Consider the following 23,092-nt stretch of genomic DNA (forward strand, 5'->3'; position numbering starts at 1 on the left):
GCCTGGGATATCGCTCGAAAGTGTTGCGGCACAGGCGTGTCGTAGTGTCCGCGCTCATGTCCGGTCATCTGGCACTTGCGGTGTCCACTGTCCTCTACGGCCTGGGGATAGTCGCGCAGACCGTCGCCGCACGGAGGGCCGACGAACGTCCCGGCACCGGTGTGGGGCTGCTCGCCCGCCTCGCCGCGGACCGCGTGTACCTGCTGGGGTTCACCGGTCAGGTCGGCGGTTTCCTGTTCGCGTTCCTCGCTCGCGAGGACCTGCCGCTCTACCTGGTGCAGGCGGGGTCGTCGTGCGCGGTCGGCCTGGCCACCGTGATCGGCGTGCTGCTGCTCGGCTGGCGGATCCGGCGCGTCGAGATCGCGGTGCTGGTGGTGATGGCGTGCGGTCTGCTGTTGCTGACGGGAGCGGCGGCGCCCTCGACGGCCCGTGAGCTCCCACTGGTGCCGGCCCTGGTCGTGCTGGGGCTGCTGACACTCGCCGTGCTGCCGCTGGCCCGCACCTTCAAGGCCGTGACGCCGGTGCTCGCCGGAATCGCGTTCGCCGTGGTCGCGGTGGCCGCGCGCAACGTCGCCGGCAAGCCGGTGCTCGACCTGGTGCTGCACCCGCTGACCTGGCTGATGGTGATCGCCGCGTTCGTCGGGCAGGCGTGCCTCGCGACGGCGTTGCAGCGCGGTTCGGCCACGTCCGCGGTGGCGTCGATGGACGCGACCACCGTGGTGATCGGCTCGGTGGCCGGGCTCGCGCTGATGGGCGACCAGATCGCGGCCGGGCGTGAGTGGTGGGTCGTGCTGGGCGTGCTGCTGGTGGTGTCCGGCGTGCTGGTGCTCGGGTCGGTCGCGAAGCCCGCCGCCGAACTGGTCTCCGCCAGAGGTGAGCGATGAAGGCCGTCGCCAGTGTCTCGCTGGATCTCGACAACCTGTGGGCGTACCTGCGCACGCACGGCGACCCCCGGTGGGAGAGCAGGCCGAGTTTCCTGCCGTCCGCGGTGCCTCGCCTGCTGGACGTCTTCGGTGAACACCGGTTGACCACCACGGTCTTCGTGGTCGGCGCGGACGCGGAACGCGACGACGGCGCCGAGGCCGTGGCGTCGATCACCGCCGCCGGGCACGAGATCGCGAACCACTCGTTCTGGCACCAGCCGTGGCTGCACCGGTTCTCCGCCGAGGAGGTCGAGAAGGAGGTCATGCGCGCCGAGGAGGCGATCATGGCGGCCGGAGCCCCGCGTCCGGTCGGGTTCCGCGGACCGGGGTACAGCGTCACGCCCGCGTTGCTCGACGTGCTCGCGCGGCGCGGTTATCGGTACGACGCGAGCGTTCTGCCGACGTGGATCGGGCCGTTGGCCCGTGCCTATCACAACCGGACGGCGGGTTCGACCGACGGCGGCGAGGATCTGTTCGGTGGTTTCGGCAAGGTCCGGGCGCCCAACACCGCGTATCGCTGGCGGGACAACGGGGTGATCGAGCTGCCGGTGACGACGATGCCGTTGCTGCGGGTGCCGATCCACGGCGCGTACCTGCTGCAGCTGCACCAGATCTCGCCCCGGCTGGCGCGCGGGTACTTCCGCACGGCGTTGCGGTTGTGCCTGGCGCGCAACGTTTCCCCTTCGTTGCTGCTGCACCCGACGGACGTGCTCTCGGGAGCCGAGGCGCCCGGGATGGAGTTCTTCCCAGGCATGGCCGTGCCGGGTGCCGCGAAGGTCGAGCTGCTGGGCTGGGTGTTGTCGCTGCTGCGCAAGCACTTCGACGTGGTCGGCACCGGCGAGCACGTCGAGCGGGTCGCGGGTTCCCGGCTGCGCGAACGGGATCCGGTCGCATGTGGGTGACCGCTCTGCTGCGCGTCCTCGCCTGCGGAACGGTGGCGCTGGCCCCGCTGGAGGGCTATCTGCTTCAGGTGCACGGGCAGTCGGCCAAGGTCGTGCCCTCCCTGTTGATCGGCGTGTGGCTGTTCTCGCTGTACCGGCAACGACGTCTGCCCGCGCCGCATCCGCTGCACCTGCTGATCGCGTTGCTGGCGGTGGTGCTGCTGGCGACCTCGGCGGTGCACGAGGCCGAGCCGTTCACGCTGGAGTACCTGGTGCGGTGGGTGCCGTTCCTGGTGATGACGGTGGTGCTCGCCGACGTGGCCGCGCGGGAGGTGCCGGTCCGCGCTCTGCTCGCGGCGACGGTCGCCGGTGCGGTCGTGGCGGCGGCGGGCGGGTTGCTCAGCGTCGTCGGCGGCTCGTTGCGCGCCACCGGGCCGTTGGAGGATCCCAACGACCTGGCGTTCTTCCTCGTGGCGGCGCTGCCGTTGCTGGTCGCGCTCCCTGTCAAGGGGCGGTCGCGGATCGTGTTGTTGTTGCTGGGCGCGGTGTTGGTGGCCGGTGCCGCCGCGACCTTCTCCCGTGGTGGCGGGATCGCGCTGGCCTGTGCGCTGGTGTGGCTGATCGTGCGGCGCGGGCTGCCGGTCCGCGCGGTGGTCGTCACCGCGGCGGTCACCGGTGTGGCGGCGCTGGTGTTCGCGTCGACCGCGCAGGCCGAGCTGTCGCGGGCGTTGCAGGAGAAGAGCCACATCGCGGGCACCAACGCGGACACCAGGATGCTGCGCTGGCAGGCGGCGTCGCGGATGCTGGCCGACAACCCGGTGCTCGGCGTCGGCCCCGGCGGGTTCCGCCAGGAGTACGCGGCGGCCGGGCACAACGCGGAGATCGACGAGCAGACCCCGGTGGCGCACAACCTGTTCCTCGAAGTCGCCGCCGAACTCGGTGTTCCGGGGTTCGCGTTGCTGATCGGGCTGATCGCGATCGGTTTCGTGGCGAGCGAACGGGCGTTGCGACGCGTGGCGGACCGGCGTGAGGCCGTGGCCGTGCAGGCGGCGCTGATCGCCGTCCTGGTCGCCTCGATCTTCCTGTCCGAGCAGTACTACCTGCCCCTGTGGTCGCTCGTCGCCATCGCGGTCGCGATCGAACAGCGTTCTCTGAAGGAGGGTCGATGCGCGTTCTCCACGTGATCAGCGAGATGGGCGCGGGCGGTGCGGAGGCGCTCGTGGCCGGCATGGCCCTCACGGGCGGTGATGTCGGCTGGGAGTCGGCGGTGGCCAGCGGCGGCGGCTTCCGCGTCGATGCGTTGCGGGCTGCCGGATTGCCCGTCTTCGACGTGCCGGTGGCACGCCGCTCCGCGCTGGGTGTGCTGCGCGCGGCGTGGGCGGTACGGGTGGCCGTGCGCCGGTTCCAGCCGGATATCGTGTTGGCGCACAACGTCTCCGCGTCGCTCGTCGCCCGTCTTGCCTCTCCGCGACGGCCTGTCGTGACGGTGTTCCACGGCGTGGCCGCGGCCGACGTGGCTGGTGCCGTCCGGGTGCTGAAGCGGGTGTCGACCGTCGTCGTGACGGTCGCTTCGGCCGCCGCCCAGCGGTTGTCCGGCCTCGACTCCGTGGTCGTGATCCCGAACGCCGCCTTCCCGTCGGTGCCTTCCGCGGACCGGGCGACCGTGCGCGCCCGGCTCGGTACCCCGATCGACGTACCCGTCGCGCTCTGCCCGGCCCGCCTGGAACCGCAGAAGCGGCACGACGTGCTGCTCGACGCGTGGGCCCAGATCCCGGGCGACGCAGAGCTGTGGCTGGCCGGCGACGGCAGCCTGCGTGCGTCGCTGGAGGCGCGGGCTCCCGGCCGCGTCCGCTTCCTGGGCACCCGCACCGACGTCCGCGACCTGCTCGAAGCCGCGGACGTCACCGTGCTCACCAGCGACTGGGAGGGCATGCCGATCGCGCTTCTCGAGTCGCTGGCGGCGGACCGCCCGATCGTCGCGTCCGATGTGGACGGAGTGCGCGAGGTCCTCTCCGGCGGTGGCGGAGTCCTCGTGCCGCGCCGAAACCCGTCGCAGACCGCGAAAGCGTTGCGCGGCCTGCTCTTCTCCCCCGCCGCGCGCTCGATAGCCGCCTCCCACGACGGCTCGGCCGACGCGCACACGTTGATGAAGTCCTACGACGAACTGCTCCGTACCGTCCTGGAGGGACGATGAAGGCTCCGAGAGCTGTACTAGAGGGCCTGCTGGCCGCCGTACTGGTCGGCGCCGCCGTCCTGCTGGCCGTCGCGCTGCGCGACGGCGTGACCGAGGCCAGACTCACTCTGCTGGCCACCCCGTCCGCAGCCGACAGCGCCCAGTTCGGCGAGGTCACCTCCCTGGCCACACCGGCCGTCGTGCAGCTGGTCCGCAGCCCGTCCGTGCTGGACGTGGCAGCGAAGGCAGCAGGCACGACGCCGGACCGCCTGTCCGACGCCATCGCCGTCGAGCTGGTCCCCGCCTCCGGCGTGGCCCGGATCTCGGTGCGCGCCGACTCGGCCGCCCACGCCTCAGCCGCCGTCACGGCGGTCGCCGGGGCTGTGATCGAAGCCGACCTGCTGGCGCCCGCCGCCAGGTTCCGGCTCATCGACCCCCGCCCCGAGACCACTCAGGTGACGCCGGACTGGCGCCTCGCCACGGGCCTCGCCCTGGTGGCCGCCGTGATCGCGGGAGTGGCCGTCGTGGCGTTGCGCCGCCTGCGCGGCAACACCGTGCGCACCGCACTCTCTGCTGCGGGCGTCACGCACCCGGTCGTCGTCGCTCACGATGACGATCCCGTTCTGGTCGAGCGTCTGACGGCGTTGTGCGTGGCGGCGGCTCGACCGGTGCGCGTGCTGGCGGTGAGCCCGTCGCTGGTGGAGCGTGCCGAGACGCTCGCGCGGGCGTTGCCGGACAAGGCTTCCGAACCCGCCGAGGGCACCGCGGTGGTCGCGGTCGCCTCGAACGACCGGGCTCGGCGCCACGACCTGGCCACGGCCCTCGCGGTGCTGCCGGCGTCGTCGGTGCTGGTGGCGGTGGTGCTGGCGTGATCGCGACGTCCGAATCCGCGGGCCTGGAGACCGGCCTCGCCGCCGAAGCCGTTCCGGAATTGTCAGACCTGCCTGAGACGATAGGAGTGGGGGCCGAATCTCCCCTGGGGGCCAGTCAGTCCGAATCGATCCGGATGACGGCCGTGCTCACGGTGGCGGGTCTCACCGCGCTGGCCGCGCTCGCGGCAGTCGCCGCGGTGGCCGTGACCGCGGTCGTGCTGGCGGTGGTGCCGGAATGACGAACTCACCCCGCTGGAGCAGCCTCCTGCGCCGCAACGACCTCCCGGCCACGCTCGCCACGGTGGCCCGCTTCACCTCACTCGCCGCGGTGGCAGCGACGTCGGTCGTCCTGGCGGTGGTGCCGGAATGATCACCACCACCAACCGCGCCGGGCTCGCCAAGACCATCGGCGGCGCCCTCGTCGCTCTGGCCGGCGCCTTCAGTGCGGTCCGCGCGCTCAGGCCGTCGTGGGAAGTTCCGCTGCCCACCGAGGCGAACCTGCCGGAAGAACGCATGCAGGACTTCCGGGACGCGCTGTACTTCCCCATCCGCGAGTTCCTCGACGGCGGCAACCCGTACGACCCGGCGGTGATGTTCGAGCACTGGCCGGTGCGGCAGAACTTCAACCTCTACCAGCCCTATCACCTCATACTGCACATGCCGTTCGCGCTGCCGGACTACCGGGTGGGCGCGGTGGCGTTCGCGTTGGCGTGCCTGATGCTTCTCATCGGCCTTGCCGTCATGGCCGCCAGCCGGGCACGGCTGCCGATCATCGCGGGCACCGTCGTGATCAGCACGCTGCTGGTGACGAGCCAGGTCGGCAAGGCGCAGATGTACGTCGGGCAGGTCAACCCGCTGATCGCGGTGGGTGCGGCCGGGGCGTTGCTGCTGCGCACGAAGAGTCCCGGGTGGGCGTCCGCGGCGCTGGCGCTGGCCTGGTTGAAGCCGCAGTTCGGGCTTCCGCTGGCACTGCTGCTGTTCGTGCGCGGCGATCGGAAGGTCGCACTCATGGGTACGGCGATCGCGACGCTGGCCAGCCTGCCGGTGGCCGGGTTGCTCGTCCTACGGGGTGGCGGTGTCGGCGAGTTCCTCGACGTCATCAAGCGGAACCTGGAGTGGGCCAGCAGCACCGGGTACGGCGCGGTCGACTCCATGACGGCGCAACGGGTCGACCTGCCGGCGGTGTTCTTCCGCACCACCGGGTGGTTGCCGCCCGCGGCGGAACTGCTGGCGTTGTGCGGGGTGCTCGCGGTCACGGCGCTTCTGGCTCGCCGGCTCGACCGGACGGAGAACGGGTCCGAAGCGGCTGATCTGCTGACCTGCCTTGGCATCGTGGTCGCGCTCGTGCACCAGCCGGGTGACGTGCTGATCGCTGTCCCGGCGATGGTGGCGCTGGCCGTCGTGTGCTGGCGGCGGCGGAAGGACGGTCACTGGCGGTGGGCCGGGGTCGCGACTTTGCTGCTCGCGGTTCCGTTCGCGCACCTCTACTTCGTCGACACGGCCATCAAGGGTCTTCTGGGAGCACGGGCGAGCGTCACGCTGGACGGGGTCGCGGTCGTCGCGGCCTGGGTGATCCTCACCGTGTTCGCGATACGACACGTGCGGCGCAGCGCATGACAGACGTGGCGGTGCGGGGGTCGTTGTGGCTCTTCGCGGTCAACCTGGTGAGCAAGAGCAGCCAGATCGTGGTGACCCTCGCGCTCGCCCTGTTCCTCACGGAAGCAGACCTGGGCGCGGTGGCGCTGGTCGTGTCGGTCGTCAACATCGGCCAGGTCATCCAGGCGATGGGCGTCTACGACATCGTCAGCCGCACCGCCCTGGATCCACAGAGGACTGCGGGAACCGTGCTCACGATGAGCATCGCGGCCGGGGTCACGCTCACCGCGATCATCATCGCCACCGCCGACCCGATCGCCGACGCGCTGGGGACGCCGGAGGCCGCCGGGATGCTGCGGCTCGCGGCGCTCACCCTGCCGTTCACCGCGGCGGGCGGGGTGCAGATGGCGTTGATGCACCGCAACCTCGACTTCCGGCGCCGCATGCTCCCCGACGCGGGCGGCATGCTCATCGGCGCCGTCGTCACCGTGACGCTCGCGGCTCAGGGCACCGGGCCCATGGCGTTGGTCTGGGGTCTCCTCTGCACGGCGGTCGCGCAACCCGTGCTCGCCGCCGTCGCCGGAGCGCGGATCCGGCCGGGCTGGGACCGCGACGCCGCGACGGAGGCGACGAAGTGGCTCGCGGTCGTCGGGCCCGGCGCACTGATCGCGGTGTTGCTGATCAACGTCGACTACCTCGCGATCGGGCACGTCCTCGGGCCCGAGGCGGTGGGCGGGTACAGCCTCGCCTTCCGCATCGCCTGGGTGCCGTACATCATGATCGCGGTCGTGCTGGGCGGCGTGCTGTTCCCGATCTGCGCCGAGCTGGTCCGAAATGGACAGACCAGCCGGCTGTCCACGACGCTCCAGCGGTTCACCGTTGCGACCCTCACCATCACCGGTGGCCTGTACGTCGTCACAGCACTGTCCGCGCACGGCATCGTGGTCCTCGGCGAGCAGTGGACGGACGCGGCGCACATCCTGGTCCTGCTGTGCGGCTACGGACTCGGCCTGAGCCTGCTGCACGTCTGGTACCAGGTGATCAGGGCCGCCGGACACGCCCGCCAGTACCTCGCCCTCGAAGCCACCCACCTCGTCGCCCTGCTGACCGCGCTCGCGTTCACCACCGAACTCGGCCCGCAGGCGGTCGCGCTCACCCAACTCGCCGTCGTCTGGCTGCTGGTACCGGTGACCTGGCTCGTACTGGCCCGCAACGGCCTCGCGTTCCCCCTCCCGCTCCGCGCAACTACAAGCGTCATCGGGGCGGCAGCTCTGTGTCTGGCCATCAGCACCCTCCTGCCGGAAGGCAAGAACATCGCGGGTCTCGTCGCCACCGGCCTGGTCCTGCTCGCGACCTACTGCGCGATCACCCTCCCCCTGAACCGCACCGTCCTCATCGGACTGAAGGAGCGCGCGTGAAGATCGTCCACGTGACGCAGCCGGTCGAGGCCGGAGTCGCCGTCGTGGTCCTGAACCTCGCCCAAGCCCAGCGACAACGTGGCTGGGACGTCAGCATCGCCTGCCCAACGGGCCGGCTCACACAGGAAGCGACCAAGGCCGGAATCCCGGTCCACCCCTGGCAAGCGACCCGCACACCAGGGCCACGCACCGTCGCAGAGCTCCGAAACCTCCGCAAGATCCTGCGAGACCTCCGGCCGGACGTCGTCCACCTGCACAGCTCCAAGGCAGGTCTGGCCAGGCTCGTCCTGCGCGGCCGCACCCCGACGATCTTCCAGCCCCACCTGTGGTCGTTCCGCGTCGCCACCGGACTGCTCAGCCGGGCCAGCCGGTTCTGGGAGGCAAAGGCTTCCCGCTGGACGACCATGCTCCTGTGCGTCAGCGACGACGAGCTCAAAGCCGGTCGCGCGGCAGGAGTGACCGCACGAGCCGAGGTCGTCTGCAACGGCGTCGACACCCAACGCCTGAGCCCGCAGCCGAAATCCCACGACACCCCCACGGCCGTGTGCGTAGGACGACTGGCCTACCAGAAGGGCCAGGACCTGCTGCTCGAAGCCTGGCCCCACGTACTCGACAAGGTCCCGGACGCCGAACTCCTGATCGTCGGCGACGGCCCGATGGCAGCACAACTCCGTGCCACCGAACACCCGAACATCCGCTGGCACGGCCACAGCGACAAGGTCGGGGACTTCTACGCCGAAGCCGACGTCGTGGTCCTGCCCTCCCGCGCCGAAGGCATGGCGTTGGTGCCGTTGGAAGCGATGGCCTGCGGACGCGCGGTAGTCGCCTTCGACGTCGAAGGCGTCGAGCAAAGCCTCGGCGACGCGGGCGAAGTGGTACCCGCCGGCGATACGAAAGCCCTGGCGCAAGCGATTGCGCTCAGGCTCGCCGATCCGGAACTGGCGGCCGCGGAAGGAAAACGCGGCAGGCAGAGGGCCGAGACCCTGTTCGACCGCGACCGCATGGCGGACCAGATCGTGACGCTCACCGAGACCCTGGTCTCCGAGGAAGGACGACGATGACACGGATCGCCTACCTGCTCACCCAGGACAGCGGTGGCCCGGTGGACGTGACGGTGCGCCTGGCCGCCGCGCTGGCCAAGTCGGGCGACGCCGAGGTGCGCGTGTTCGGCCCGAGGCCCCGGCGTGGCGCCGAGCTGATCGACCCGTTCTTCGAAGAGACCCTGGTGATGCGCAAGGGGGACATGGCCGCCGCACGGCAGGCGCGTGCCGCCCTCAAGGCCTGGCACCCGGACGTCGTGCACGCCCAGGACCGCCGGTCCGGACTGGTCAGCGCGGCACTCGCCACCACCGGCACCAAGATCGTGCACACCTACCACGGCGTGCCCGACGACGTGGCCGAGCCGTGGTTCCGCAACGTCCGGGGAGCCACCCCTCCCCCGGCCTACACCAGGGCGGTGCTGGCCGCCGACGCCGCCGTCGCCCGCGTCGTGCACCGGACGGTCGTCCCCGCCAGGGAGATGGGCCGGTTCCTGCGCGAACGCCTCTACGTGCCCCCGCACCGCATGACCCACATCGACAACTGCGTCGAGGTCGGCGCCGCGAACCCGCCTGCCAAGCCCGTGCGCAAGCTGGTGTTCGTGGGCCTGCTCGTCGAACGCAAGGGTCTGCTGAACCTGCTGGACGCGCTGGAGACCACGATGCCGGAGGACGCGACGCTCACGGTCGTCGGCGACGGCCCGCTCCGGCTCCAGGCCGAGGGCAGGGTGACCCGCCGGGGCCTCGCGAACAGGGTCGAGTTCCTGGGATTCCGCAGCGACGTCCCCGAACTGCTGCTGGAGCACGACGCCCTGGTGCTGCCGTCCACAATGGAGCAGCAGCCGCTCGTGGTCGCGGAGGCCATGGCAGCCGGCAAACCCGTGGTCGCCACCGACACCGGCGGCGTCGCGGACATGCTGGGCATCCCCGGCGACGACTGCCCGAAGCCCGGCGACGTGCCCGCGCTGGCCGCACGGCTACGCCAGTTGTTCGCCGACCCCGACCCCGCGAGCACCGGACATCGGCTCGCCACGAGGGCACGGGAGCGGTTCACCCCGGAGGTCTGCGCGCGGCGGCACCTCGACCTCTACCGCAAGCTCACCGCTTCGGGCCGTTGACCAGCACCACCGCGTCGGCCGACGGCAGGTCGAGCTGGGCCGGCACCGCTTCGCCCTTGAGCGTCACGAGACCCGGCGGAGGAGTCAGGAGCACGGAGGTCTTCGTGGGGTTCACGGCCACCCAGCCGCCCGAGTAGCGGCGGTTCCACACCCCGCTCGGCAGGCGGTTGGCCGTCTCGACCGCCTCGCCGAGCCGCGCGTCCTGGTACAGCGACCAGTACGGGTTCTTGTAGTCCGGCTCGGCCCTGGTCCAGCACGTGTGGGGGCTCGCGAGAAGCGCGGCGGAGGCGTACCCGACGCGTTCCTCCTTGTCCGACTTCGTGTGTGTGATCAGCAGCAGCCAGGACTCGCCGAGCGCGGCCTGGGCGCGCTGCTCCTTGAACTGGTTGCCCTGGAACGTGATCAGCTCGCCGGTGCCGTCGTCGCCCTGCAGGCCGAAGTTCTCCTCCATCGCGCCCGCGTACCGGGAGTGCGCCGACCACCGGCCCGGTGTCAGCTGCGACTCCGAGACGTTGGGGATCAGCATCTTCCCGGCCTTCTCCAGGGCGTCGCCGGTGAGCTGGAGCATGCCGTCGAGGCCGTCGCGCAGCAACCGGTCCGACCCGGCGGCGTCGGCGGTGCCCGCGATGATCGACGGCGAGTAGTACCGCAGCGAGCTGAAGTCGTTGTCCGCCAGCACGCCGTCCCAGCCCTCGCGCAGCACCTCGCCGACCACGGCGTCCGCCCACGCCTTCTGGTAGGCCGGGTCCCACACCGTCATCTGCCAGTGCTTCGGGTAGCCGTCCCACTCGATGCGCTGGCCGAGCGTGCTGATCGCGAACCACCCCGGCTGCTTCTGCTCGGCCGCGACGTAGCCGACCCCGGTGGGCAGGTATCGGGCGTCCCGGTCGCCCTCGACCGCGCCGTAGTAGTTGCGGGTGCTGGAGAAGTCCTTGTACACCAGCACTTTGACCCTGGGGTTCAGCTCGTGCAGCTTGCGCATGGCCGAGGTCTCCCACGCGTTGAGCACGACGACGTCGTAGTGCTTCGCGGCGGCCCGGATCTCCCACGGCGAGGGCGAGTCGCCGATGCCGTACCACCACGCGCAGGGCGCCAGCGGTCTCGGCACCGGCCCGGTGATGATCGGGTCCGACTCGGCGGCACTCACCGCACATGCACTCGAAAGAAGTACGAGAGCAACAGCGGCGAATCGACGTATCAGCGATTTCTCCGACAACACAACTCACCCGCTGTCATCAGTAGAATCCTCAGGTCGAGCCACAACGACCAATTCGCGATGTAGTAGTTGTCGTATCGAGACCTGTCGGCGATTGAAGTGTCACCTCGCAGACCGTGCACCTGGGCTAGTCCAGTCAAGCCGGTCGGGACGCGATGGCGGGCCCAATATAGCTCGTGAATAGCGGAAAACTCGCGAACGAAACCGGGACGCTCCGGGCGTGGCCCCACCACGCACATGTCGCCGCGCAGGACGTTCCACAGCTGGGGCAGCTCGTCGAGCGACGTCCTGCGCAGGAACCGGCCGACCGGACCGACCCGCGAGTCGCCGACGACGGACCACTTGACCTGCGAGTCGTCCTCACCGGACTGCCGGACGCTGCGGATCTTGTAGAGGGTGAACGTGCGGTCGTCCATGCCGACGCGGACCTGCCGGAAGAACAGCGGCCGGCCGCTCTCGACCAGCACCGCGAGCGCGCACAACCCGATCACCGGGGACAGCACGACCAGCGCGAACGCCGCCAGCAGCAGGTCGGCGGCGCGCTTGATCCACCAGGTCGGCCTGCTGGTCGGCGCCGTGCCCAGGCGCATCAGCGGGTAGCTGCGCAGCCGTTCGATGCCGGGGCCGTCCGGGTGCAGCTCGTACATGCGGGGCACCACGAGCGTCGAGCAGCCGAGCCGGTGGGCCGTGATCGCGGCCTCGACCAGCGGCGAGTCGCGGGTGTGCGAGAACGCCAGCACGACGGTGCCCGCCTTGAGCCGGACGATCGCGTCGGCCAGGTCGCCGTCGATGACCTCCAGCAACGGCGGCTGGCGGTCCGGATCGGGGCCGGAGTCGGCGAACGCGACAGGCCGCAGGCCGAACTGGGGGTGCTCCAGCATGGTCCGCGCGAGGTTCACGCCGACCTCGCCCGCGCCGACGATGATCGTGCGGTCGCAGCGGTCGAACTTGCGCCGGCACCACCGGCCGAACGCGAACACGCACCACCGGACCGGCTCGATGACCAGCGCGAACACGATCATCGCCCACTGGGCCGCGGCGAGGTCGGCCGCGTCGGAGCCGCTGACCAGGCCGATGCCGGACAGCAGCGCGAACGCCAGCGCCGTGCTCGCCGCGGACCGGGGCAGGTCCTGCAGCCACGACAGCCACAGCCGCCGCCGGTAGAGCCGCCAGGCTCCCCTGATCGTGACCACCGCGGCCACGACCGCGCCGCTCCAGCCCCACCCGAGACCGCGCTGCACGCACACCGCGGCGAGCGTCACGGCGTCGGCGAGGACGAGCAGGACCGCGACCGCGTTCACCCGGCTGAGCAGGTCCCGGCGGACCGACGACGGCTTGAGAGGGCGCTGCGGAGGGCGTCTGGGATCAGCCTCGCGCGCGTGGAGTGGAGCCGCTGGAACGGCAACCGCCGAGAATCGCCTCATGGAAGATCATCCGATCGAAGGAGTTTGGGCCGCAGGAGTGCACGAAAGAGTGAATGAGCTCTGAGAAATCATCTCTTCGGGTATCAATATCCCTCTTCTGTGTCCCGCGTGAACGCAGTTAGTGAGGTTTCGACGTTGTTCCTGCCCTGAACTCACCCAGGGCCGCCTCAAAGCTTTAGCACGCCGTGTCAATAATTCACGCCACCAACCACGAGCCACCGAAGAGGGGGCATTGAGCGTGAGAGTCGACGAACACGGCATCCGGCATTCCGCCGGCGAACCGGTCGCGATCGTGCAGAAGCCGATCCGCACGTGCGGCGATGTGCACGTCGTCCTGCCCGCCTACAACGAGGCGGTGGCGCTCCCGTCGCTGCTGGCGCGCATCGCCGGCACCGATCTCGCCGACCGGATCACCGTGTGGGTGGTCGACGACGGTTCGTCGGACGGCACCGGCGACTGCGTCGGCGACGTGCGCGGGCTCGACGTCCGCCTGGTGACCCACCCGGTCAACCTCGGGCTCGGCCAGGCCGTCCAGTCAGGACTGCGGGCCGTGCTCGCGGAGGCCTCGCCGGAACACGTCCTGATCGTCATGGACGCCGACGACACGCACGACCCCGGCGTGTTCCCCGCGATGCTGGCCGAGATCAAGGCCGGCGCGGACGTCGTCATCTGCTCCCGTTTCGTCTCGGGCGGCGACGACTCGACGGCACCGCAGTGGCGCAGGCTGCTCTCGCGCGGCGCTCGCGTCGTGTTCGGCAAGATCCTGCACTTCGACGGCGTCCGCGACTTCACCAGCGGCTTCCGCGCCTACCGGGTGAGCCTGCTGCGCCGCGCCACCGCGCACTGGGGCGAGCGCCTCGTCGAGGAACGCGGTTTCGCCTGCATGGTCGAGCTCCTGCTCAAGCTGCGGCACTGCGGGCCGATCGTCAGCGAGATCCCGCTGCACCTGCGCTACGACCGCAAGCCCGGCGCCAGCAAGCTCCGGCTCGGCCGCACGCTCAAGCAGTACCTGCTCCTGCTCACGCGTGACCGCCTCGCGCCCGTCCCGTTCCGGAAGCTCTGATGGCCGCGCGGGTCGTCGTGATCGGCGGGGGCATCTGCGGCCTCGCCACCGCGCACCGCCTCGCCCGCGAGGGCATGGCCGTGACGCTGCTGGAGGCGAGCGACCAGCTCGGTGGCCTCGGCACGTTCTTCACGTCGCAGGGCCGGTCGGTGGAACGCTTCTACCACTGCGTGATGCCGACCGACGCGGCGTTGCTGGCACTGCTGGACGAGGTCGGCCTGCGCGAGAGCGTCGGCTGGAACCCGACCACGATGGGCATGATCGTCGAGGGCGAGCACCGCTCGTTCAACTCCGCGCTGGACCTGTTGCGGTTCAAGCCGCTCAGTCTCGTGAACCGGATCCGCTTCGGCGTGGTCTCGTTGCTGCTGCGCAGGCTGGGCAAGGGCAAGGACCTCGACAACCTGCGCACCGAGGACTGGTTGCGCGGCCTGTACGGCGACAAGATCTGGGAGATGCTGCTCGCCCCGATGTTCGGCGCCAAGTTCGGCTCCGCGTTCGGTGACGTGCCCGCGCTGTACGTGTGGCAGCGCCTGGGCCGCGAGAGCAACGAGGCGGTCCGCGGCTACCCGGCGGGTGGCTACAAGAGCGTCATCGACGCGCTGAGGGCGTCCATCGAGGCGCACGGCGGCGAGGTCCGCGTCTCGGCTCCCGTCGGCAGGCTTGAGGCCTCAGCGGACCGAGTGGTGGTCACCCTGGCCGACGGCGAGACGATCGAGGCGGACCACGCGGTCTCCACGGTCCCGCTGCCGGCGTTGCGGGCCATCGCCGACGCCGAACTGGCGCCGCGGCTGCCCGAGGTCCAGCTGCCGTACCAGGGCGTCGTCAACACCTTGTTCTTCCTGCGCAAGCCGTTGTCCGGGCACTACTGGGCGCCGGTGCTGCGCTGCGGCACGGACTTCGACGGCGTGATCGAGATGACCCCGCTGACCGGTTCGCAGCGCTACGGCGACCGGCATCTCGTGTACGTCATGCACTACACCGATCGCGAGTCCGCGCTGTACCGCGAGGACTCGGACAGCATCGCCCGCCGCTGGACCGAACAGCTGCTGAGCATCCACAAAGGACTCACACCGGACGACGTCGACGAGGTGCGCGTGTTCAAGGCGCCGTTCGTCGAACCGGTGTACCCGCTGGGATATCTCACGAAGCGGCCGGCCGTCGAGGTGCCCGGCACACGGCTGCTGCTCGCCACCACGGCCCACGTCTACCCCAACGTCACGAGCTGGAACTCCAGCGTCGAGCTCTCCAACTCCGTGACGGACACGCTCCTGCGCGCCGCCAGGAGCTCCTCGACCCAGGAGAACGCCGCATGGTCAGCAGAATCGGCGCGGTGATCGCAGCACTCACGATCACCGCGGTCAACCTAGTCTCCTCGCAGCACGTCCAGGCCGACCCCGCGCCGCTGCTGCCCGATCTCCGCCAGGCGCCCATCGGCTGTCCCGGTGGCCACGACGGCTCCCCGCTGTTGTGCCGCGCCTGGGACGTGTGCCTGGTGGAGGACGCCTCGGCGCCACGGGGCAAGTGCATGTACCGCGGCGGCACCGCCCAGGCCGTCCGCCTGCGGTTCACCACCTCGATCGACAACGTCGGCGACGGCCCGTTGTTGCTGCACGCGCATCGCGACAGCACGGCCACGCCGACGATGAACGTCCGCCAGGCCGTCCAGTCCGGTGTGGACGGTTCGATCGCGGGCTCGTACAACGAGGCGCGGCGCGAGACGAACTCCAGCGCGTACTACGAGCCCGCTCCCACGCACACGCACTGGCACCTGCTCAACTTCGAGTACTTCCAGTTGCGCACCCCGGACGGCGGCGTGGTCGTCACCGACCGCAAGAACGGGTTCTGCATCGGCGACCGCTACACGGTCTCCGACTACCTGGAGCACCGGCCGGCGGACCTGGAAAGCCCCGCGGGCAAGCTCGCGCAGCGACTGGACGGTCACATGTGCGAGCACCACAACCCGTCCGCAGTGGACGTCATGTTCGGCATCTCGGTCGGCTCCGGCGACGACTACAAGCACGACGTCGACTTCCAGTGGCTGGACCTCACCCACGTGAAGTCCGGAATCTACGACGTGGTCAACGTCGTGAACTCCGACCGTGCGCTGCTGGAGAAGAACTACGACAACAACACGTCGTCGATCGCGATCTCCGTGCAGTGGCCGGACGGGGCGGCGAACCCGCCCGACACGATCGCCGAGGCACCTTCGGTGCGCATGATCCGCAGTTGTCCCGGTAAAGCGCGGTGCGCGAAGACGCACGGCTGAGAAGTATCGAAACAAGCCCCGAACGGGGGTGTTCCGCACTGCGGAGCACCCCCGTTTTCTTTTGTACCGAGACAAAACGGGCAACAAACGAACGCAATACCACGCCACCCGCTATTAGCACAAACCTTCACTCTGCGACACCATTGGCGATCACGCATAGCACACTCATACCCGCAGACACAATTGTGCACGCGAACAGCAGGGAGCGATCAAGTCAATAGACCGAGCGGTGCAATCTTGATCACAGCGCAGAGTGTCGCACGCAACCCCCTTGGCTCTTGACCTGGGCATGTGGCTGGTTGAGAGAATTCACGTTGCGATTCCACCCCGTCAGGATTGCAACCGACCGGATTACCGGCCCGATCAGGAGTGCCCCATCTTGAGCGCGCCAGCAGTCTCCCTGCACGATTTCGCCATTGGACAACTACGCGACCTCCTTCGCGCCGTCGGTTTAGCGGACTCGGCGCAAAGCGCGACAAAACTGCTGGGTGAGGCATTAGGCCCTGGTTGCAGGCTGCCTCTCGCCGCGGTTCCCCATTGGACCTCCAATGTCGCCGACGACCACACCCCGGTCGAATTCTCGGTGGCTTTGGCCCAAAACGAACGCCCCGTCGTCCGCATGATCGTCGAGCCGCTCGCCGAACAACCCGGCCCGCGCGCGAACCTCACCGCGGCGCTCGGCGTGCTCGACTGGCTGGCGCGGCGGCACCGGCTGAACCTCGGGCAGCTCGACCGGGTGCGGGACCTGTTCCTGCCGGACGACCCGCAGGGCGCGTTCGCGTTCTGGTACTCGCTGATCGTCGGGCCGGTCGCGCCGCCCGCGATCAAGGTCTACCTCAACCCCGACGTGCGCGGCCGTGAGAGCGCGACCGCACTCGTCGGCGAAGGACTGTCCCGGCTCGGCCTGAGCGCGGCGCTCCCGGCCATCTCGGAGCACGGGTTGCGGCGCGCCGGTCTGGACCGGTTCTCCTTCTTCGCCCTCGACCTCATGGACGAGAACCGGGCACGGGTGAAGACCTACGTGTCCCACGACGACGCGGTGATCGCGGACGTGGTGGCGGCAGCGGCGGCGGTCCCCGACGTCGACACGGTGCTCCTGGCGGACGTCTGCGAGCTCGCCTGCGGCGGCGCGGGCCCGTTCTCCCGGCGCCCGCTGATGTCGAGCTACACCTTCCTGTCCGGCGACACCGTGCGGCCCAGCGGCTACTCCCTCTACATCCCGGTGCGCGACTACGTGCAGGACGACCTCGAGGCCTGCGAGCGCGTCCTGGCGATCATGGCCCGGTGCGGGTTCGACCCGGCGCCGTTCGTCATGGCGCTCGCGAGCCTCGTCCAGCGCCCGCTCGGTGACGGCGTGGGCCTGATCGCCCACGTGTCGCTGCGGCTGGGCAGGCCGAAGCCGGGAGTCTCGGTCTACCTGTCGTCCGAGGCGTACGACGTCACCCCACCCCGCACCAAAGCACTGTCGCTTCAGCCGCCGCACTGAGAAAGGCCCGCCGTGGAGCCGTACCGCATCAAGGTCGTCGAGCCCATTCCCATCACCACCCGCGAGTTCCGGGAACGCCGCTACGCCGAGGCCGGGTACAACCAGTTCAACCTCACGGCGGAAGACGTCACGATCGACCTGCTCAGCGATTCCGGCACCGGCGCGTTGTCCGCGGAACAGCAGGCCGCGGGCATGCGCGGCGACGAGACCTACGCGGGATCCCGGTCCTGGTTCCGGTTCCGCGAGGTGGCCGGGGAACTCACGGGATACGAGCACATCCTCCCCGTGCACCAGGGCCGGGCGGCCGAACGGATCCTGTTCGGCTCGCTGCTGAAACCGGGACAGATCTCGGTCAGCAACACGCACTTCGACACCACCCGTGCGAACGTCGAACTGGCGGGCGGCGTGGTGCGGGACCTCCCGTCGCCGGCCTTCGCGGACCTCGACAGCGACGAGCCGTTCAAGGGCAACATCGACCTCGTCGCACTCGAGGAGTTGCTGGAGGGACCCGAGGACGTCGGCCTGGTGCTCATGACGATCACCAACAACGGTGGCGGCGGGCAGCCGGTGTCGATGGCGAACCTCAAGGCCGTGAAGAAGTTGTGCCGCAGGCACGGCGTGCCGTTCATCCTCGACGCGGCCCGGTTCGCCGAGAACGCGTGGCTCGTGACGCAGCGGGAGGAGAAGTACCGCGACCACAGTCCGCGCGAGGTCGCGAAAAAGGCGTTCCGGATGGCCGACGGATGCGTGCTGAGCCTGAAGAAGGACGGCATCGTCCACATCGGAGGGTTGCTCGCGCTGCAGGACAAGGATCTGGCCAAGCAGTGCGAGCTCCTGCTGATCGCCACCGAGGGGTTCAGCACGTACGGCGGGCTTTCCGGCCGGGACCTGGACATGTGCGCGCAGGGCCTGATCGAGGTCACCGACCCGCTGTACCTGCGCGAGCGGGCCGAGGCGACCGCGTACCTCGCCGACTGCGCGCGAGAGGCCGGTGTGGACAGTGTGCGACCGGCCGGCGTGCACGCGGTCTACCTCAACGCGGGCAGGCTGCTGCCGCACATCCCGCCGAGCAGGTTCACCGGGCACGCGCTCGCGTCGGAGCTGTACCTCGCGGGCGGAATCCGGTGCGCCGAGGTGGGTTCGCTCTACCTCGGGGACATCGACCCCGCCGGCGACCTGATCACGCCGGCGCCGTTCGAACTGGTGCGGCTCGCGATCCCACGCCGCGTCTACACCCGTAGCCACCTGGAGTACGTGGCGGAGACCCTGGCGCGCATCGCCAAGGACCCCGAACGGGTGCCCGGCTATCGGCTCACCGAGGTGCCACCGATCCTCAGGCCGTTCCGCTGCCGGCTGGAGCAGGTCCGCCCGTAGCAACAGCTGAAGCCCTTGGCGCACAACGCCAAGGGCTTCAACGAGGGTCAGGTCAGGCCATCACGTCGAGCCGGTTCATCGCGTGCTCGATCACGCGGACCAGCACCGACTTGCACGACTCGCGGTCACGGGCGTCGCACAGCACCAGCGGCACCGTCTCCGCGACGTCCAGCGCCACGCGCATCTCCTCCGCCGTGTAGGAGTGGCTGCCCTGGAAGCAGTTCACCGCCACGACGAACGGGATTCCCCTGCGCTCGAAGAAGTCGATCGCGCCGAAGCCCGCGTCGAGCCTGCGGGTGTCGACCAGGACGACCGCGCCGATCGAACCGATGGCGAGCTCGTCCCACAGGAACCAGAAGCGGTCCTGGCCCGGCGTGCCGAACAGGTAGAGCACCAGTTCGGGGTTGATCGTGATGCGGCCGAAGTCCAGGGCGACCGTGGTCGTGGTCTTGCCCTCGACGCCGTAGAGGTCGTCGATCTCCTCGCCGGCCTCGGTGAGCAGCTCCTCGGTCCGCAGCGGGGTGATCTCGCTGACCGCGCCGACCATGGTGGTCTTGCCCACGCCGAAACCGCCGGCGATGACGATCTTGACGGAGGAGGGGATGGTGAGTTCTTCTCGCCCCTGCCCGGAATCAGGCCGATCAGATTGCACGGACACCATCGAGCACCTTCTGGAGTAGGTTCATGTCGACCGGGGCCACCGTGGTGGCCGGGCCGCTGGTGATGACGTCACCGCGCTGGATGAGGTCGCTCAGCAGCACCTTCACCACGACGAGCGGTGCGTGCAGGTAGGCGGCGACCTCCGCGACGGAAAGCGGTTTCCGGCAGAGCTTGATGATCTCCAGGTGCTCCACCGACAGCGTGGCCTGGTCGGTCGTCGTGCGCAGCGCCCGGACCTGGGTCGTGAGGGTCAGGTCCTCACCCGCGGGCTTGGGCCTGGTGCGGCCGCTCACCATCGCGTACGGGCGGACCATGGGGCCCGCCGCCTCGTCGTACCACCAGTCGGAGGAGTTGCTCATGACAACCCGAGGGGGTTGGGCATCCTCGGCGACGCCAGTGTTCGAGGTGCCGACGAGAGGTAGGCGCCGACGCGCTTCACGAGCATGTTCATCTCGTAGGCGATCATGCCCATGTCGGCGTCCTCGTCGCCCACCACCGCGAGACAGGCGCCCTGGCCCGCCGCGGTGACGAACAGGTGCGCGCGCTCCATCTCCACGATGGTCTGGCGGACCTGGCCACCTCCGAAGTGGCGTCCGGTGCCGCGCGCGAGGCTCTGGAAGGCCGACGCCATCGCCGAGAGGTGATCGGAGTCGTCCTTGGAGAGCTCGGGAGAGTGGGCGAGCAGCAGGCCGTCCGCGGAGAGCACCACCGCGTGCCGGGCACCGACCACTCTCGCGACGAGGTCCTCCAGCAGCCAGTTGAGCTCGGGGTGCCCGCCGGTCAGGTCGTCCACGGAAATAGCCCTTTCAGTTTCGTGATCACGGTTCCACGACGTCGTCGGCCTGGCGGGCGTTGCGCGTGCCCTGCTGGAAGGCGGACATTCCGTCGCGGGTGCGTTCCGCCCGTTCCTCGGGGTTGAACTCCGCGAGTTCGGGCATCGGCCGGGGTTCGTCGTTGGCCAGCTGAGGTACGAGGTGCTGCTGCCGCCGCCGGCGCGGCAGCTCCGGCCGGGCGTTCTGACGCGTCGTCTCCTCACCTTCCCCCGGGTCGTCTGTCGGCCAGACGCCTGCCAGGCGGTCTTCCCGGGGCAGCTCGATCTGTCCGCTGCTGCTGTCCAGGTCCCGTTCCGGGCCTGGGCTCAGGTCGTTTCCCACTGCCCTCCCGGCCCAGAACTCGTCCAGGTGGAAGGTCTCGGTGGGGCGTTCGCCGGGCCGGGGGTCGCCGGGCCGGGGCTCGCGCGTCAGGTCGCCCTGCATCGGGACCGCGGCCCCCAGGGCCTCCGGTGACCGCGAGGCCTGCTGGAGGGCCTGCTGGCGGAACGTCGGCTTGGGCATCTGGACCGAGTCCGCGGGGTCCACCGCGCCCGCCTCGCCGACGATCAGCTCGGACGGGATGAGGACCAGCGCGATGGTGCCGCCGGAGGGGCAGTCGCGCAGCTCGACGTGGATGTGGCGACGTGCGGCCAGCCGGGCGACGACGAACAGGCCCAGGCGGGACTCGCCGCGCAGCCTCATCGCCTCGAAGTCGGGCGGCGCCTCCAGCATCTTGTTGTGCAGCTCGCGGTCCTCGGGCTTGATGCCGAGGCCGTGGTCCTCGATCTCGATGACCAGACCCTGCGGCACCTCGCTGCTGTGGATCTCGACCTGCGAGCGCGGCGAGGAGAACGAGGTCGCGTTGTCGACGAGCTCGGCGATCAGGTGGATGGTGTCCGCGACGGCGGCGCCGACCAGCGCGACCTCCGGCACCGGGTTGACCTTCACGCGGGCGTACTGCTCGGTCTCCGCGACGGCGGCGCGCACGACGTCGAGCATGCGCACGGGCTTGCGCCACTGCCGGCCGGGCTGCTCGCCGGTCAGGATGATCAGGTTCTCGGCGTTGCGGCGCGCACGGGTGGCGAGGTGGTCGAGCTGGAAGAACGCGTCGAGGTGGTCGGGGTTCTCCTCCTCGCGCTCCAGCTTGTCGAGGATCTTGAGCTGGCGGTGCACCAGGCCCTGGTTGCGGCGCGCGATGTCGAGGAAGACCCGGTTCACGCCTTCACGGGTCTGGCTCTCCTTCACGGCCGCGGCGACGGCGGTGTACTGCGCGGCGTTGAACGCGTCGGCCACCTGCCCGATCTCGTCGTTGCCGTAGTCGAGCGCGGGAACCTCGGCGGCGACGTCGACGTGCTTGCCCTCGCGCAGCCGCTCGACGATGCTCGGCAGCCGTTCGTGCGCGAGCTTGAGCGAGTCGCTCTTCAGGGCGATCAGACGGACGATCAACGCCTTGTTGACGAGGCGGTTCGAGACGCGGACGGCGACGAAGATGCCGGCGATGACCGCGATGAGGGCGATGAGGCTGCCGATCAGGACGGTGGTGAACTTGTCCTTGCCGTTGGCCATGGCGATGTTGACCGCGCCGGTGGACTGCTCCTGCACCATCGTGGTCAGCTCGGTGGACACGGCGCGGGTGGCGTTCTCGTAGTCCGCCAGCGTGACCTGCTGCGCGACGGGCCGTTCCGCGTTCTGGAGCAGGCGGTTCTCGATGGTCACCAGCTGCTGGTACGGCGCGCTTCCGGTGAGCCGCTTGAAGTGTTCCCGCACGTCCGGCAGAGCCGTGGGCTCGATGACGTTGAGCGTGAAGTGGTAGGCGCCGACGAGGTTCGCGAACTCGCGGTGCTCGTCCGGGGTGAACTTGCCCGACGCCAGCGCACCCGCGGCGACCGAGCTGGACCGCGACATCGCGTCGGAGGCCTGGAAGTACTGCAACGCACCGAGTGCGCCCTGCACGGTCTCGGCGTCGGGCACGATGCGGGCCTGCGTGCCGAACAGCGAGCCACCGGCGTCGAGCACGCTGTTGTAGTAGCGGTAGATCTCGTCCTTGGACGCGTTGCCGGACTCCAGGCGCTCGCGCTGGTCCGGCAGCTGGTCGAGCAGCCCGTTGAGCTTGTTGATGCCGTCGACGATCTCCTGCGGCGCCTGGGAAGCGAGCTCGGCGAACGCCGACTTCATCTTCTCGACGTCCTTGTCGGTGTCCTGCTGCTGCTTGAGCAACGCCGACGTGCTGGAGCCGGTGCGGCTCAGGCTCGTCATGCTGAGCTCGCGTTCCTTCTGCAGCGACGCGAACGACTGGACCGCGGGGATCGAGGCGTCCCGCGCGCCGGAGGCGACCAGCTGGAGGTAGAGACCCTCGAACACCGTGTAGGACGAGAACAGCGCCCACATGGCCAGAAGGACGACGCTGGGAACCACCACGACACCAGTGAGCCGCGAACGAATTGTCTTGTAATTCGTCTCAGGCACGTTCTTCAGCTTCACAACGCTCCACGACCACCCGAATTGGCGACGGAAAGATAACACCACATGATCAACATGACCAACAGCGATGATCTTGAGGGGGTGAGTGCAGACTACTCAGTCAGATGCGCAACGCAACACCCCCGTTCTCAGGTTCGATCCCCAGCTGTTGCAGTGATGTACACGCTCTCGCAGGGAGGCCGCGCTGCCGCGGCCGAGTGAGCGAAAGGACGCGAGCTGGGCTTTCGCTAACTGAACAGTGGAAACATGGCGGCTATTGCCCCGAACTTGACAGCGGCGTGCGGCATCTTCT

22 protein-coding genes are annotated in these 23,092 nt (G+C 69.7%); 16 read left to right on the top strand and 6 right to left on the bottom strand.

The window, feature by feature from the left end; genetic code table 11:
- Window positions 1-56: 56 nt before the first annotated feature.
- The 11 genes from BM417_RS04370 to BM417_RS04410 are packed head-to-tail and all read left to right on the top strand — an operon-like array spanning window position 57 to window position 10,018.
- The gene (locus BM417_RS04370) at window positions 57-884 is read left to right on the top strand and encodes a hypothetical protein (protein WP_093588606.1); all 828 of its coding nucleotides are present in this window, start codon (window positions 57-59) and stop codon (window positions 882-884) included.
- Entirely contained in the window at window positions 881-1,825 is a 945-nt protein-coding gene (locus BM417_RS04375) for a polysaccharide deacetylase family protein (protein WP_093588382.1), read from the top strand. Before BM417_RS04370 ends, BM417_RS04375 begins: the two co-directional genes overlap by 4 nt.
- A complete protein-coding gene (locus tag BM417_RS04380; RefSeq protein WP_093588383.1) occupies window positions 1,816-2,988 on the top strand; it encodes an O-antigen ligase family protein in 1,173 nt (390 codons plus the stop codon). Before BM417_RS04375 ends, BM417_RS04380 begins: the two co-directional genes overlap by 10 nt.
- Entirely contained in the window at window positions 2,970-3,998 is a 1,029-nt protein-coding gene (locus tag BM417_RS04385; protein WP_177320271.1) for a glycosyltransferase, read from the top strand. Before BM417_RS04380 ends, BM417_RS04385 begins: the two co-directional genes overlap by 19 nt.
- Complete coding sequence (locus tag BM417_RS04390) at window positions 3,995-4,849, top strand: hypothetical protein (protein ID WP_093588384.1); 855 nt, start codon at window positions 3,995-3,997, stop codon at window positions 4,847-4,849. The genes BM417_RS04385 and BM417_RS04390 overlap by 4 nt, the downstream gene beginning before the upstream one ends.
- The gene (locus tag BM417_RS46595) at window positions 4,846-5,088 is read left to right on the top strand and encodes a hypothetical protein (protein WP_143138495.1); all 243 of its coding nucleotides are present in this window, start codon (window positions 4,846-4,848) and stop codon (window positions 5,086-5,088) included. The genes BM417_RS04390 and BM417_RS46595 overlap by 4 nt, the downstream gene beginning before the upstream one ends.
- Window positions 5,085-5,219: a hypothetical protein gene (locus BM417_RS49790; protein WP_281251288.1), complete on the top strand. Its 135-nt coding sequence runs from the start codon at window positions 5,085-5,087 to the stop codon at window positions 5,217-5,219. Before BM417_RS46595 ends, BM417_RS49790 begins: the two co-directional genes overlap by 4 nt.
- Window positions 5,216-6,466 carry a glycosyltransferase family 87 protein gene (locus BM417_RS04395; protein ID WP_093588385.1) on the top strand — a complete coding sequence of 417 codons (1,251 nt, stop codon included), beginning with the start codon at window positions 5,216-5,218 and terminating at the stop codon, window positions 6,464-6,466. Before BM417_RS49790 ends, BM417_RS04395 begins: the two co-directional genes overlap by 4 nt.
- Window positions 6,463-7,863 carry an oligosaccharide flippase family protein gene (locus tag BM417_RS04400; RefSeq protein WP_093588386.1) on the top strand — a complete coding sequence of 467 codons (1,401 nt, stop codon included), beginning with the start codon at window positions 6,463-6,465 and terminating at the stop codon, window positions 7,861-7,863. The genes BM417_RS04395 and BM417_RS04400 overlap by 4 nt, the downstream gene beginning before the upstream one ends.
- The gene (locus BM417_RS04405; RefSeq protein WP_093588387.1) at window positions 7,860-8,924 is read left to right on the top strand and encodes a glycosyltransferase family 4 protein; all 1,065 of its coding nucleotides are present in this window, start codon (window positions 7,860-7,862) and stop codon (window positions 8,922-8,924) included. Before BM417_RS04400 ends, BM417_RS04405 begins: the two co-directional genes overlap by 4 nt.
- Window positions 8,921-10,018: a glycosyltransferase family 4 protein gene (locus BM417_RS04410; protein ID WP_093588388.1), complete on the top strand. Its 1,098-nt coding sequence runs from the start codon at window positions 8,921-8,923 to the stop codon at window positions 10,016-10,018. The genes BM417_RS04405 and BM417_RS04410 overlap by 4 nt, the downstream gene beginning before the upstream one ends.
- Here BM417_RS04410 and BM417_RS04415 read toward each other — a convergent pair.
- Together BM417_RS04415 and BM417_RS04420 are read right to left on the bottom strand one after the other, a co-directional pair.
- Window positions 9,999-11,165 carry a putative glycoside hydrolase family 15 protein gene (locus tag BM417_RS04415; RefSeq protein WP_245821691.1) on the bottom strand — a complete coding sequence of 389 codons (1,167 nt, stop codon included), beginning with the start codon at window positions 11,163-11,165 and terminating at the stop codon, window positions 9,999-10,001. The two genes, BM417_RS04410 and BM417_RS04415, sit on opposite strands and share 20 nt — an antisense overlap.
- 50 nt (window positions 11,166-11,215) lie before the next feature.
- A complete protein-coding gene (locus tag BM417_RS04420) occupies window positions 11,216-12,535 on the bottom strand; it encodes a sugar transferase (RefSeq protein ID WP_245821692.1) in 1,320 nt (439 codons plus the stop codon).
- Between the two features lie 361 nt (window positions 12,536-12,896).
- Between BM417_RS04420 and BM417_RS04425 the strand changes: the two genes are divergently transcribed.
- The 5 genes from BM417_RS04425 (at window position 12,897) to BM417_RS04445 (ending at window position 18,847) form a co-directional block, all read left to right on the top strand.
- A complete protein-coding gene (locus BM417_RS04425) occupies window positions 12,897-13,721 on the top strand; it encodes a glycosyltransferase (RefSeq protein ID WP_093588391.1) in 825 nt (274 codons plus the stop codon).
- On the top strand, window positions 13,721-15,055 hold the full coding sequence (locus tag BM417_RS04430; RefSeq protein WP_093588392.1) for an NAD(P)/FAD-dependent oxidoreductase: 1,335 nt from the start codon (window positions 13,721-13,723) through the stop codon (window positions 15,053-15,055). The genes BM417_RS04425 and BM417_RS04430 overlap by 1 nt, the downstream gene beginning before the upstream one ends.
- Window positions 15,031-15,987: a lysyl oxidase family protein gene (locus BM417_RS04435; RefSeq protein WP_093588393.1), complete on the top strand. Its 957-nt coding sequence runs from the start codon at window positions 15,031-15,033 to the stop codon at window positions 15,985-15,987. Before BM417_RS04430 ends, BM417_RS04435 begins: the two co-directional genes overlap by 25 nt.
- A 289-nt stretch (window positions 15,988-16,276) precedes the next feature.
- Complete coding sequence (locus BM417_RS04440; protein ID WP_093588394.1) at window positions 16,277-17,473, top strand: tryptophan dimethylallyltransferase family protein; 1,197 nt, start codon at window positions 16,277-16,279, stop codon at window positions 17,471-17,473.
- A 12-nt stretch (window positions 17,474-17,485) separates the two neighbouring features.
- Window positions 17,486-18,847, top strand: coding sequence for a tryptophanase (locus BM417_RS04445; protein ID WP_093588395.1), 1,362 nt, complete (start codon window positions 17,486-17,488; stop codon window positions 18,845-18,847).
- Between the two features lie 52 nt (window positions 18,848-18,899).
- Here BM417_RS04445 and BM417_RS04450 read toward each other — a convergent pair whose 3' ends face one another.
- The 4 genes from BM417_RS04450 to BM417_RS04465 are packed head-to-tail and all read right to left on the bottom strand — an operon-like array spanning window position 18,900 to window position 22,737.
- On the bottom strand, window positions 18,900-19,508 hold the full coding sequence (locus tag BM417_RS04450; protein WP_093588396.1) for a GTP-binding protein: 609 nt from the start codon (window positions 19,506-19,508) through the stop codon (window positions 18,900-18,902).
- A complete protein-coding gene (locus BM417_RS04455) occupies window positions 19,489-19,866 on the bottom strand; it encodes a DUF742 domain-containing protein (RefSeq protein WP_093588397.1) in 378 nt (125 codons plus the stop codon). The genes BM417_RS04450 and BM417_RS04455 overlap by 20 nt, the downstream gene beginning before the upstream one ends.
- Window positions 19,863-20,300, bottom strand: a complete 438-nt coding sequence (locus BM417_RS04460; RefSeq protein ID WP_030475700.1) for a roadblock/LC7 domain-containing protein — start codon at window positions 20,298-20,300, stop codon at window positions 19,863-19,865. The genes BM417_RS04455 and BM417_RS04460 overlap by 4 nt, the downstream gene beginning before the upstream one ends.
- A gap of 25 nt (window positions 20,301-20,325) precedes the next feature.
- Entirely contained in the window at window positions 20,326-22,737 is a 2,412-nt protein-coding gene (locus tag BM417_RS04465; RefSeq protein WP_245821693.1) for a sensor histidine kinase, read from the bottom strand.
- Window positions 22,738-23,092 lie beyond the last annotated feature (355 nt).

The organism is Lentzea waywayandensis (genome assembly GCF_900115955.1).
Taxonomy (GTDB): Bacteria; Actinomycetota; Actinomycetes; order Mycobacteriales; family Pseudonocardiaceae; genus Lentzea; species Lentzea waywayandensis.

Excerpts from the sequence above, each read along its gene's own strand:
- BM417_RS04370 (WP_093588606.1), top strand. The coding sequence starts at position 57 with ATGTCCGGTCATCTGGCACTTGCGGTGTCCACTGTCCTCTACGGCCTG.
- BM417_RS04375 (WP_093588382.1), top strand. The coding sequence starts at position 881 with ATGAAGGCCGTCGCCAGTGTCTCGCTGGATCTCGACAACCTGTGGGCG.
- BM417_RS04380 (WP_093588383.1), top strand. The coding sequence starts at position 1,816 with ATGTGGGTGACCGCTCTGCTGCGCGTCCTCGCCTGCGGAACGGTGGCG.
- BM417_RS04385 (WP_177320271.1), top strand. The coding sequence starts at position 2,970 with ATGCGCGTTCTCCACGTGATCAGCGAGATGGGCGCGGGCGGTGCGGAG.
- BM417_RS04390 (WP_093588384.1), top strand. The coding sequence starts at position 3,995 with ATGAAGGCTCCGAGAGCTGTACTAGAGGGCCTGCTGGCCGCCGTACTG.
- BM417_RS49790 (WP_281251288.1), top strand. The coding sequence starts at position 5,085 with ATGACGAACTCACCCCGCTGGAGCAGCCTCCTGCGCCGCAACGACCTC.
- BM417_RS04395 (WP_093588385.1), top strand. The coding sequence starts at position 5,216 with ATGATCACCACCACCAACCGCGCCGGGCTCGCCAAGACCATCGGCGGC.
- BM417_RS04400 (WP_093588386.1), top strand. The coding sequence starts at position 6,463 with ATGACAGACGTGGCGGTGCGGGGGTCGTTGTGGCTCTTCGCGGTCAAC.
- BM417_RS04410 (WP_093588388.1), top strand. The coding sequence starts at position 8,921 with ATGACACGGATCGCCTACCTGCTCACCCAGGACAGCGGTGGCCCGGTG.
- BM417_RS04430 (WP_093588392.1), top strand. The coding sequence starts at position 13,721 with ATGGCCGCGCGGGTCGTCGTGATCGGCGGGGGCATCTGCGGCCTCGCC.
- BM417_RS04435 (WP_093588393.1), top strand. The coding sequence starts at position 15,031 with ATGGTCAGCAGAATCGGCGCGGTGATCGCAGCACTCACGATCACCGCG.
- BM417_RS04440 (WP_093588394.1), top strand. The coding sequence starts at position 16,277 with ATGTGGCTGGTTGAGAGAATTCACGTTGCGATTCCACCCCGTCAGGAT.
- BM417_RS04450 (WP_093588396.1), bottom strand. The coding sequence starts at position 19,508 with ATGGTGTCCGTGCAATCTGATCGGCCTGATTCCGGGCAGGGGCGAGAA.
- BM417_RS04455 (WP_093588397.1), bottom strand. The coding sequence starts at position 19,866 with ATGAGCAACTCCTCCGACTGGTGGTACGACGAGGCGGCGGGCCCCATG.